Source organism: Pseudoalteromonas sp. TAE79, assembly GCF_000498015.1.
Taxonomy (GTDB): domain Bacteria; phylum Pseudomonadota; class Gammaproteobacteria; order Enterobacterales; family Alteromonadaceae; genus Pseudoalteromonas.
In genome coordinates, this window is sequence record NZ_AUTL01000237.1 from 1 (window position 1) to 11727 (window position 11727).

The 11727-nt window shown below is 40.3% G+C and carries 10 protein-coding genes, 5 tRNA genes and 1 pseudogene; 1 reads left to right on the forward strand and 15 read right to left on the reverse strand.

Features of this window, described 5'->3' with window-relative positions; all coding sequences use genetic code 11:
* Positions 1-4 precede the first annotated feature (4 nt).
* The 11 genes and pseudogenes from L655_RS0118540 to xerD form a co-directional block, all read right to left on the reverse strand.
* Positions 5-81: transfer RNA gene (locus L655_RS0118540), tRNA-Arg, on the reverse strand.
* Positions 82-197: 116 nt separating this feature from the next.
* Positions 198-274 (reverse strand) — tRNA-Arg (locus L655_RS0118545).
* Between the two features lie 78 nt (positions 275-352).
* Positions 353-429: transfer RNA gene (locus L655_RS0118550), tRNA-Arg, on the reverse strand.
* A gap of 45 nt (positions 430-474) precedes the next feature.
* Positions 475-551, reverse strand: a tRNA-Arg gene (locus tag L655_RS0118555).
* A 38-nt stretch (positions 552-589) separates the two neighbouring features.
* A tRNA-Ser gene (locus tag L655_RS0118560) sits at positions 590-682 on the reverse strand.
* 128 nt (positions 683-810) lie between these two features.
* Complete coding sequence (locus tag L655_RS0118565; protein ID WP_010553261.1) at positions 811-993, reverse strand: hypothetical protein; 183 nt, start codon at positions 991-993, stop codon at positions 811-813.
* 322 nt (positions 994-1315) lie between these two features.
* Positions 1316-2851, reverse strand: a complete 1536-nt coding sequence (lysS, locus tag L655_RS0118570) for a lysine--tRNA ligase (protein WP_002961420.1) — start codon at positions 2849-2851, stop codon at positions 1316-1318.
* Between the two features lie 26 nt (positions 2852-2877).
* A pseudogene (prfB, locus tag L655_RS0118575) lies at positions 2878-3956 on the reverse strand (peptide chain release factor 2).
* 144 nt (positions 3957-4100) lie between these two features.
* Complete coding sequence (recJ, locus tag L655_RS0118585; RefSeq protein WP_024605910.1) at positions 4101-5822, reverse strand: single-stranded-DNA-specific exonuclease RecJ; 1722 nt, start codon at positions 5820-5822, stop codon at positions 4101-4103.
* A gap of 78 nt (positions 5823-5900) precedes the next feature.
* Positions 5901-6629 (reverse strand): bifunctional protein-disulfide isomerase/oxidoreductase DsbC, encoded by a 729-nt coding sequence (gene dsbC, locus L655_RS0118590; protein ID WP_002961417.1) that lies wholly within the window; start codon positions 6627-6629, stop codon positions 5901-5903.
* A 63-nt stretch (positions 6630-6692) separates the two neighbouring features.
* On the reverse strand, positions 6693-7619 hold the full coding sequence (gene xerD / locus L655_RS0118595) for a site-specific tyrosine recombinase XerD (RefSeq protein ID WP_002961416.1): 927 nt from the start codon (positions 7617-7619) through the stop codon (positions 6693-6695).
* Positions 7620-7713: 94 nt separating this feature from the next.
* Between xerD and fldB the strand changes: the two genes are divergently transcribed.
* Positions 7714-8235: a flavodoxin FldB gene (gene fldB / locus L655_RS0118600; protein WP_024605911.1), complete on the forward strand. Its 522-nt coding sequence runs from the start codon at positions 7714-7716 to the stop codon at positions 8233-8235.
* A gap of 69 nt (positions 8236-8304) precedes the next feature.
* Here the strand turns inward: fldB and L655_RS0118605 are convergent, their stop codons facing one another.
* The 4 genes from L655_RS0118605 to L655_RS0118620 all read right to left on the reverse strand — a co-directional run.
* Positions 8305-8772: a YHS domain-containing (seleno)protein gene (locus tag L655_RS0118605; protein WP_024605912.1), complete on the reverse strand. Its 468-nt coding sequence runs from the start codon at positions 8770-8772 to the stop codon at positions 8305-8307.
* Positions 8773-8909: 137 nt separating this feature from the next.
* Positions 8910-9356: a DUF2147 domain-containing protein gene (locus tag L655_RS0118610; RefSeq protein WP_024605913.1), complete on the reverse strand. Its 447-nt coding sequence runs from the start codon at positions 9354-9356 to the stop codon at positions 8910-8912.
* Between the two features lie 155 nt (positions 9357-9511).
* Positions 9512-11221 carry a DUF4153 domain-containing protein gene (locus L655_RS0118615; protein ID WP_024605914.1) on the reverse strand — a complete coding sequence of 570 codons (1710 nt, stop codon included), beginning with the start codon at positions 11219-11221 and terminating at the stop codon, positions 9512-9514.
* A 72-nt stretch (positions 11222-11293) separates the two neighbouring features.
* Positions 11294-11727, reverse strand: a 434-nt coding sequence (locus L655_RS0118620; protein WP_024604509.1) for an IS3 family transposase, incomplete at its 5' end; no start/stop codon positions are given.

The following is an 11727-nucleotide window of genomic DNA, read 5'->3' on the forward strand; positions in this document are numbered from 1 at the left end:
AAAGTGGTGGGCGCAGGAGGATTCGAACCTCCGACCGCTCGGTTCGTAGCCGAGTACTCTATCCAGCTGAGCTATGCACCCACTTTCATAGATTGCTTATTTAAACTCTAAGCAGAGCGTATTAATTCAGGCATAAAAAAAACCGATTTCCATCGGCTTATTTTTCTTACACTTAAAAGTGTATGAAAACATGAAAGTGGTGGGCGCAGGAGGATTCGAACCTCCGACCGCTCGGTTCGTAGCCGAGTACTCTATCCAGCTGAGCTATGCACCCACTTTCATTTTTACTATTACTTGTTTTTACTCTAAGTGAGAGTTTTACTTATTTATACTCTAAGTAGAGTTTATAAAGTGGTGGGCGCAGGAGGATTCGAACCTCCGACCGCTCGGTTCGTAGCCGAGTACTCTATCCAGCTGAGCTATGCACCCACTTTATAGTTTGCTTATTTAGACTCTAAGCGAGTTATTAAAGTATGGTGGGCGCAGGAGGATTCGAACCTCCGACCGCTCGGTTCGTAGCCGAGTACTCTATCCAGCTGAGCTATGCACCCATACTTTAAAATTTTACAAAACACGCCATTAAAAGAAATGGTGGAGAGGGAGGGATTCGAACCCTCGATAGAGCTACAAACTCTATACTCCCTTAGCAGGGGAGCTCCTTCGGCCACTCGGACACCTCTCCGTCTTGTGGGGCGTATAATAAAGATTTCAGAAAATATGTCAAACACTTTTCTACCAAAAACGACTATATGGTTACAGATTGCACATATGCTTGGTTTAAAAGTGTAATTAGTTTGAAATTTAAGCGGGTTACGTATTTTTATTTGAAGGATTAACACCTAGCACGGGAACTAAGTCATCAGTTAACTGAGCCAAATACTGTTCTTGGTAACCTAATTGTTGAAATTCAGCGATACAAGCACGGTAGTAAGCGTTTCGTTCTTGCTCTGATGTGCACTCTTCTGATAAATCATCTACTCGTTTGTCTTTCATACTATTATTCTAAGTCCTTTAAGAATCTATATTTAACTGCTAAATACCAGCAGTGTAAATTTCGTGCGTATTCTAGCTAAAACCTTTGTATAAACACAACATATGTTTAAAAAACAATCATACTAAAAAGTTATAGCACTGTTAGTTTTAATATTAAAAACTTCCAATAACAATAAGTTAGTGAAGCTGAATTGCACATTAATCAGCACTAATAATTACCTTTAATTTTTAGTGTAGTACTTATTAATTAAAACACTAATTATAAGCAAAAAAAACGCCGCTATTAAGCGGCGTTTATTAACTTACTTTGTTCTACTAAAGATTAGTCAGCTTGTGGACGCATATGCGGGAACAAAATAACGTCTTTAATTGTTGATGAATCAGTAAACAACATAACTAAACGGTCAATACCAATACCTTCACCAGCCGTTGGCGGTAAGCCGTACTCTAGTGCGCGTATGTAGTCTTCGTCGTAGTGCATTGCTTCATCATCGCCTGCGTCTTTCTCTTCAACTTGACGAGTAAAGCGCTCAGCTTGGTCCTGTGCATCGTTAAGCTCAGAGAAACCATTTGCAAGTTCACGACCGCCAACAAAAAACTCAAAACGGTCGGTAACAAATGGGTTTTCGTCGTTACGGCGTGCAAGTGGTGATACTTCCCACGGGTAACCAGTAATAAACGTAGGTTGAATAAGCATGTGCTCTGCTGTTTCTTCAAATATTTCACAAAGAAACTTACCTGGACCCCAAACACAGTTTTCAGGAATTTTAACGTGCACTTGTTTAGCGTACGCTTTTAACTCTTCAAAATGGTTTTCTGGGTCGTTAAATACCGCAGCATCAAACTCAGGGTTATATTTTAAGATAGCATCCGCCATACTTAAACGTGTAAACGGTTGGCCAAAGTCGTATTCAACTGAATCGATAACTTCGCCATTTTCGTCCTTAGTTGTATTAACTACAATTGCACTACCTAGTACGTTTTCTGCAACAGTACGTAGCATGTCTTCGGTAATGTTCATCAGGTCGATGTAATCAGCGTATGCTTGGTAAAATTCAATCATTGTAAATTCTGGGTTGTGGCGTGTAGATAACCCTTCGTTACGGAAGTTACGGTTAATTTCAAATACACGATCAAAACCACCTACCACTAAGCGCTTTAAGTAAAGCTCTGGCGCTATACGTAGGTACATGTCGATATCAAGCGCGTTATGGTGAGTCACAAACGGACGCGCAGATGCACCACCAGGTATAACCTGTAGCATAGGTGTTTCTACTTCCATAAAGTCACGGTCTGCTAAAAAGCGACGAATACCTTCAACTACTTGTGAGCGAATGCGGAATGTTTCGCGCGTTGCTTCGTTAGTAATTAAGTCAACATAACGTTGGCGGTACTTTGTTTCTTGATCTGATAAGCCATGGAATTTTTCAGGTAACGGGCGAAGTGACTTAGTTAGTAATTGATACTCAGTCATTTCTACGTATAAATCGCCTTTACCCGATTTATTTAACGCGCCTTTAACACCTATAATATCGCCAGTGTCTAGCTGACCATATTTTTCTTTAAGGTCTTTTTGAACATCTTTAGATGCATACGCTTGTACGCGACCTTTCATGTCTTGAATTACAAAAAACGGTCCACGCTTTGCTAAAATACGTCCAGCAATAGACACAACTTCTTGTAGTTCAACTAATTCTTCTTTGCTCTTATCACCAAACTGGGCTTGCAAATCAGCCGTGTAATGCTCACGACGGAATTGGTTTGGATGACCGTTGGCTGGGCAATTTTCGCGTATCGCGTCTAACTTGCCACGACGCTCAGCGATTAACTTGTTTTCGTCTTGGATTTTATCAGTCATTTTTTAGCTCTTTATTAGCTTGGTGGTTATAGGCCAGATTTAAGGCTGGCTTCAATAAATTTATCTAAGTTACCGTCAAGTACCGATTGGGTATTGCGGTTTTCAACGCCTGTGCGTAAATCTTTAATACGTGCGTCATCAAGTACGTATGAACGTATTTGGCTACCCCAACCTATATCAGATTTAGCGTCTTCTTGCGTTTGTTTTTCAGCATTTTGCTGCTGTAGCTCAAGCTCAAATAATTTAGCTTTTAATTGCTTCATCGCTTGGGCTTTATTTTTATGCTGTGAACGCTCGTTTTGACACTGCACTACGGTATTTGTTGGTACGTGAGTAATACGAACTGCCGATTCGGTGGTGTTAACGTGCTGACCACCCGCGCCTGATGCACGGTAAACGTCTATACGTAGGTCTGACGGATTAATATCAATTTCAATATTATCGTCAATCTCTGGGTATACAAACGCAGAAGCAAATGAGGTATGACGACGACCACTTGAGTCAAACGGGCTTTTACGCACTAAACGGTGAACGCCTGTTTCTGTACGTAACCAACCGTAAGCGTATTCGCCAACAAAGCGAACTGTTGCGCCTTTAATACCGGCAACATCACCGTCGGTTGCTTCAACTAGCTCAACTTTAAAGCCTTTAGCCTCGCCCCAACGTAAATACATACGAAGTAGAATGTTACACCAGTCTTGTGCTTCAGTGCCGCCAGAACCCGATTGTAAATCAAGGTACGCATCGTTTGAGTCATGAGGACCTGAAAACATACGACGAAACTCTAAACCTTCTAACTGCTCGTTTAGATCGCTAAGTTCGCTTTGTGCTTCATCAAAGGTATCTTGATCTTCGGCTTCTACAGCAAGTTCAAGTAGACCTTCAACGTCGTCAGTACCGGCTACAANCAGCCTCTAATGCTGATTTTTCACGGCCAAGCGCTTGTGCGCGTTCAGGCTCATTCCATACGGCTGAATCTTCAAGTTCGGCGTTAACTTCTTCTAGGCGTTCTTGTTTAAGAGCGTAGTCAAAGGTACCCCCGAAGCAATTCAGTACGTTCGCGAATTGCCTTGATTTGGTTAATCACAGGATTCACTTCAAACATGTACATCACTCCAAAATGGCTAGGTAATTGCGCCCCTTTACATGGGATTTTCGCAACAAATTATCGTCAAATGATAAAAACGCCCGATTTTAACAAAAAACCGCGCGCTTTATTAGCCTTTTATGCATGATTTGTGCATATTTTTTAGTGCACTTTTTCAAGCTCTCTAACTATTAATTGCAGCGTAAATTTACCTCTAAACTCATTTATATCGAGTTGATAGGCTACTTTTACAAACTTCGCTTCTGTGTCGGGCCATTCTTTTACATCAATACCAAAGGCAATGGCGTCAACTAATCGCCCTGATTGATGCTTTAATACAAGTTTTAAGTGCTTTTCGCCGACTATGCGCTGCTGTATTACTTCAAATGTGTGCTCAAACACCGGCTCAGGAAATTGCTGCCCCCACGGGCCCGATTGCTTTAATAGCTGAGCAAACTCCATCGTAAAGCAGTCGTTTGGCAGCTCACCGTCGGTAAATACAATACAGCGTTTACTTTCTTCACTCAGTTGCGCGCTAACTGCGGCATCAAACGCTTTTTTAAAGTCGTTAAAGTGTTGCTCGTTAATACTTAAGCCGGCTGCCATGGCATGGCCACCAAATTTATTAATCAAGTGTGGGTCGGCTGTATTAAGCCCTTCGAGTAAATCGCGCATGTGTAGCCCTTCAATAGAGCGGCACGAGCCTTTAATTTCACCGTTTTCGCCACCAGCAAATATAACTGTTGGGCGGTGGTATTTTTCTTTTAAGCGACCAGCCAAAATCCCAATAACACCTTGATGCCAATCGTCTTGAAACAAACAAATAGCATCAGGGATGTTATCGTCGCTAAATGCGAGTCTATCAAGCACGGCTTGCGCTTCGGCTTGCATGCCTTGTTCTATTTCGCGCCTTGCAAAGTTTAAGCTATCGAGCTCGCCGGCTATACTACGCGCTTGGTTTATATCGGTGCTAAGCAAGCACGCTATACCCAAACTCATGTCGTCTAATCGCCCTGCTGCATTTAAACGCGGCGCAAGTGAAAAGCCAAAGTCGCTTGCGCTTAAGCGCGCAGCATTGCGGTTAGCCACTTCAATAAGCGCGGTAATACCAGGGCGTGTTTTACCACTGCGAATACGTGCTAAACCTTGGTGTACTAAGGTACGGTTATTTGCATCAAGTGCCACTACATCGGCAACCGTGCCAAGCGCTACAATGTCGAGCAAGTTAGCTAAATTAGGCGGCGGTTGCTGCTCAAAATAACCTAAATCTCGCATTACGCTTCTCAGCGCTATTAATAAGTAAAAAGCAACGCCAACGCCTGCAATAGATTTAGACGGAAAATCACATTCGTGCCTATTTGGATTTACGATTGCATCTGCATTTGGCAGCTGCTCACCTTGTAAGTGGTGATCTGTTACCAGCACTTTTATGCCAACCGCTTTTAAAATATCAATACCGGCAATACACGATATGCCGTTATCTACGGTGATCACTAAATCAGGTTTTATTTGTACTATTTGCTCAGCAAGCGCGGGGCTTAAGCCATATCCTAAGCTAAACCTGTCAGGAATTAAGTAATCTAAATGCTTAAAGCCAAACATCTCAAGGCCTTGCATTAATGTTGCAGTGCTTGTTGCGCCATCGGCATCAAAGTCGCCAACTATTAATATTTGGCTTTGCGCTTTTAATGCTTCAATTAATAAATCGCTGGCTTTGTCGATATCTTTAAACAATTTAAAGTCGTGAAGCGTAGCTACGCTGTTATTTAGCTCGTCGGCATTAAATACATTGCGGTTAGCATAAATTTGTTTAATTACAGGGTGTAAATTACTCGGTAGATGCGAGTCGTCAACGTTTTCACGCGCAATGATTAGTTTTTTCATGCAGAGTTTTAACTTATTGGGTCGTATTAAAAAGACAAAAAAAGGCCATTAAGGCCTTTTTATTAGCTATAAAACGTATTACGACGCTTTGTTAGCATCTAATGCTGCTTTTAGTGCTGCTGCTGGCTGGTAACCTGGGATCATCGTACCATCTTCTAAAATAATGGCAGGTGTGCCGCTAATACCAAAGCTTTGGCCAAGCTGATAATGCTCTGCAACCGGTGCGCTACAGCCTGCAACTACTTTAGTGCTTGTACCCGACTTAGCTTCTGTTAGTGCTTCTTGCTGATCGCGTGCACACCATACGTTCATTAAATCGGCGTAGCCTGAACCTTGTAAGCCACCACGTGGAAACGCAAGGTACTTAACGGTAATACCCGCATCAAGTAAATCGTCTAACTCGCGATGTAATTTACGACAGTAACCACAGCTAATGTCGGTAAATACGGTAATACTGTGTTTTTCGTTTGGTGCTTTGTACACAATCATCGAATCTTCGTATTCTTTAATGCCCTCAACACGCACGCCGTTTAATGCTTGCTCTGTTAAGTTGTTACGATTATTTAAATCGATTAACGTACCTTGCATTAAAAATTGACCATCTGGACTTGCGTAAAGTACGCCTTTATTAGTGATCAACTCTTTTAAACCCGCTACTGGGCTTGGGTTAATTTGCTTTACAGTTACACCAAGCTCGGCAAATTTAGTAATAATAGGATCATTAGCATCTGGTGTTACAGCAACGCCATTTGCAAATGCACTAATACTTGTGCACAACATGGCACCTGCTAACATTAATTTTTTCATAACTTCTCTCTATCCTAAAAATACTTAATATATTGACCGGCTTAATAACATTTACTTTCAAATTTACGCGCGCGGATGATGCTCTGCGTGTACCGACTTTAACCGTTCATTGGCAACATGGGTATAAATTTGCGTCGTTGATAAATCGCTATGGCCCAACATCATTTGTACCACACGTAAATCTGCCCCATGATTTAATAAGTGCGTAGCAAAAGCATGGCGCATGGTATGGGGCGATAATGGAGACTCAACTGATGCCAAAATAGCATAGTGTTTAATTCTATGCCAAAAGGTTTGTCGCGTCATGCCGACTCCGCGTTTAGAGGGGAACACAAAATCGGTGGCGTGTTTTATCATTTGTGCACGCCCACCCTTTAAAAATTGCTCCAGCCAATACATGGCTTCTTCACCCAGTGGCACTAAGCGCTCTTTGTTACCCTTGCCTTTTACAAACACAACCGCTTGGCGCAAATTAATTTGCTCCATACGAAGCCCAACAAGCTCACTTACACGCAACCCCGTTGCATAAAGTAGCTCTAGCATGGCTTTGTCGCGCAGCCCCATCGCTTCTTCTGTGTTGGGCGCATTTAACAATGCCTCAACTTCAGCTTCTGAGAGTGTTTTAGGTAACGACTGTCCGGCTTTTGGTTGAGCAATGTTTAGCATGGGCGAATCACTAATTATTTTTTCGCGCACAAAGTACTGATAAAAACGCTTTAGCGCACTAATGCTACGTGCTGTACTGCGTGGTTTTAAACCTAAATCAACTCGATGGGCTAAGTAGCTTTCTATGTCTAGCCCCGTTACCGTCATTAAATTTTCGCCCTTTAAAAATAGGCAAAACTTATCTAAATCACTGCGATAAGCGCTTAATGTATTTTCGCTTACGCCTTGTTCTAAGTACAGGCTATCTAAAAAGGTTTCTAGGTAGTCGCTATTACTGCTCATACTGCTGTTATTTTCAAAAGAATCGTCAGATAGCGTTGTCACATTATGCTCTCATGCTTTGCTAAGGTATCAATTAAAAATACCTTACGGTAAACTTGAGCCTATCATATCAGGCAATTACACAGTGATAAATACGATGCAAATTGGTTTATTTTTTGGTTCTACTACGTGCTACACCGAAATGGCAGCAGAAAAGATTCGCGACATTATTGGTGCCGATATAGTTACCCTGCACAATATTAAAGACGAGCCACTAAAAAATGCAGAGCAGTACGACTTTATCATCTTTGGTATTTCAACATGGGATTTTGGTGAAATACAAGAAGACTGGGAGTCAAAGTGGGACGACATAGCCGACGTAAACCTAAACGGTAAAACCATTGCTTTATTTGGCATGGGCGATCAACAAGGTTACGGGCAGTGGTTTCAAGATGCGCTAGGCATGCTACACGACGAAATAAATACGCAAACATTTACTCAACTTGGTTTTTGGCCAAACGACAGTAGTTATGAGTTTGAAGCTTCAAAAGCATTAACGCCTGATGGTAAACAGTTTGTAGGACTCGCGCTCGACGAAGACAGTCAATACGAGCTAAGCGATGAGCGTATTGCAACATGGGTTGAACAAGTAATGACTGAATATAGCGAAACGCTTTAATTAATTAGCTAATAAGTAAAAGCCCGCAACTAGTTTAGTTGCGGGCTTTTGATTAGCAATATGAGTAATTTATTGAAACGTCATCACATTGGTTGTTTGTGGGTAGTACCCATCTGCCATTACAATGTACGGCAATAAATTACTTAACCATTTTTGTTGTACGCTTTGGCTGTAATTTAAGTAAAGCTTACCTTCGTGAATATAAAATGCTTCTGGGTCTATCCCTACGGCATTCCCCTCATCAGCCATTGCATAAGCACACCAACCACCGTATTGCGGTGCATAACGCTTTGGGTTTTCTGCAAATGCCGTTTTGTTTTCTTCACTCGAAAAATGCCAGTCGGCACCTAAATAACTAAACGTATATTTGTCATTGCCTTTAATGGCTTTATTTTGGGTAAAATAAGCAACACTGTCGTACCCTTTAATAGCCGTGTTATTAAACCAACCCGTGTTTACAGCATCATCCTTTGCGTTTGCCGCACCGCTTATTAACAGTGTGCTAAGTATTATTAAAGCAACTATGTACTTAATCATATTTTACCCTTTTATTTACTCAAAATTTTATGCCAATTAAATATGGCAGGCTTAGTGAGTAAGAAAGGCAAAGCGCAAAAATGATTTCAGTTAATGCTTAATTATTTAACGTTTAGTAATTAAGTAAGTAGTAAAACTTACTCTACTCTTAGCCAATATTGGTTTCGGTAAAAAAAGCCAATGTAGCCGCGTACTTCGAGCTTTTTACCTTCATCCTGCGGGGTTAATTGTAAGGTGTAGGTTTTACCATTTGTTGGGTCGAGTATTTCTCCGTCTCCCCAGGTGCCATCATCTTGTGCTTTTACATCAGTGATTATAGTCATTCCTAAAATAGGCTGATTTTTTAGCTCATCATCACACTTACTGCATATATCATTTTGTTTTGCAGGGTTAAGAATTGTTTCAACTTTGCCGCTTAATACACCGTTGGTTTGGGTAATACGTACATACGACTTAGCTTGGTTTGTATCCTCATCAATCGTTTTCCAAAGCCCTACTGGCGTAATAGCAGCAAGCACACTTTGGCTTGCAAAAATGGTGGCTGCTAACGTGCTAAGTAATGCTATTTTATTTAACTTTTTCATTGTGTTGTCTTTAAATCAAGTGACTAATGACTTAATCATAACAGGTGATTTATAAACACACTACCAAAGCGCCCCACCTAAAATAACAACAAACCTAAACTAATAATCATTAGTTTAGGTTTAAGGATCTGTAGCATAAAAAACAAAGCAGCGTATTACCTTACTTTAAAAACAACATCCCCTATTTTTAGATTTGAATATTCAGGCTCAACTAAAGATAATTCGTTATTATCAATCATGCTTTTAAGGTATCTAATCTCTTCAGGATTTTCGACATTCATATACTTTGAGCGCCACTTACCCATGTCGAATAACCAGAAATATGCGGATATATTTTCATTACTTTCGTCAATCACTATAAAATCGAGTTCATCATCTTTGTTTAAATCCATGCCAATGAAATAGTAAGTATGTTCTTTTAAATAGTTACGATCGTAAAAATGTTGTTCAGAAAATACGGCCTCTATTAAACCTTGAGGTATTAGCACTTGTGATGGCCAAAATACACTGCGCTCAATAAAATCATCGACTGTGTGTTCAAGCGTTAAAGCAAACTCATTATTTACATACATCCTATCGATGATAGCGTATTGCTCTGGGTGACTCGTTTCAATTTTCTGTTTTAATAACTGCATAGCTAAATAACCTTGGCGACCTAAGCTGTGCTCAAAATAGTAATAGTCAAACTTTTCTATTGTTACTTTATCTGCATCTAAACGCGCTATTTGGCTGTTTGTAGATAAGCTTTGAAAATTTAATAAAGGGGAGTTAACAGCAAGCATACTAACGAGCACCACCCACCCCATCACAATATTTATTTTGCTAAGCGGCTCTAGCCAATTGTCTCGCTTTGTTATAATTCCAACAAGATAACTAAACGAAAAACACGCCAATAAAAACCAAATAAAAATGCCCCAACAACGATCTACTGTTAGCCCATGCTGCTCTACCCGTAAGTAAATTCCATAGGCAGAAATAACACTATAAACTGGAAGTAACGCAACGCTTATAAAAACGAGTCGGTGCAAGAGCATGTGATAAGGGCGAACTGATGAGTCATCTTTATAAACAGTGTTAACAAAAAACAACGTGAGCACCTGCAGCCACATTACTAATAAACTGCCGCTTCCGGTCTCCCATAATTTATTGAGTCCGGTAAAAGGAAGTGTTGCTAAAAAACCGAGAGAAATAACTGATAAAACAGGCAATAAAAACTTAATTAAAGTTTGTAGTAAAAAAGCGATATTATCTTCAATGTTCAAAAGCTTTCTAAATATGACACTCGCAAAGGCAAATGCGAGCGTTAAGGTTGGGATCCAAAACCATTCATTTCTTAGTAGCTCAGAGAAAAATTCTATATCTAAAATATCAAATAAAGCCGCACCTAAATTTAGAATTCCCCAAAAAATAAGTACAAACAGCCAGCATTCTCCAAATATTATAAAATTACGCCAAGAGAGCTTAAATAAACGACTGTAACTAACATTTTCTGAGCTACCAAATTGTTGTATGTACATAAGGCCTTTAAAGCCAGCTATTAAACTAGTAAAAATAAAAACTGACATTAAAGTGTTATTACTTACGTACTCTTGAGGCTCTTGCTGAAAGCCAACATACGCCCCCAATAAAGATAACAACAAGGAAAAAGGAAGGATTAAAAGCAACGACGTTTTTATATTATTTTTATTAACGGTCATTAGCATTAATAAAGGAAAGCTCATAGAAAATGTAATAAGTGAGACTAACCATGTAGGGCTTGTTGCTGGCCACACATTATTTTCTATACTGCTATACAAAAGGGTAAGAGCAATAGCCTGTAATACGGCAAGTATAATTATAAAAGATTTTGGTAACTGACTATCCATATCTGTTCTCAACAATAGGTTTTAGTCAGTTTGTGAATCGCCCCGAGTTCATCGGAGACCAGTTTGTTTAAGTCAGGCCACTTTACCTGACTCGTTTAAATTATCATAGTAGTCTGTTTCATATTGAGCTGGTGAAATATACCCAATTGAAGATAATAAGCGTTGATTATTAAACCAATTGACCCACTCTAACGTTGCGTATTCAACAGCATCAACATTCTTCCACGGGCCATTTCTGCGAATAATCTCTGTTTTAAATAATCCATTTATTGTTTCAGCCAATGCATTGTCATAAGAGTCACCCACACTGCCTACAGACGCTTGAATTCCAGCTTCAGCAAGTCGCTCAGTGTATCGTATAGACAAATATTGGCTGCCTCTGTCGCTGTGGTGAATTAACCCTTCGGGGTTGCCACGATGCCAAATAGCTTGCTCTAACGCATCAAGAATAAGCTCTGTGTGCATTGTCGTTGATACACGCCAACCTACAATGTATCGTGAAAAAA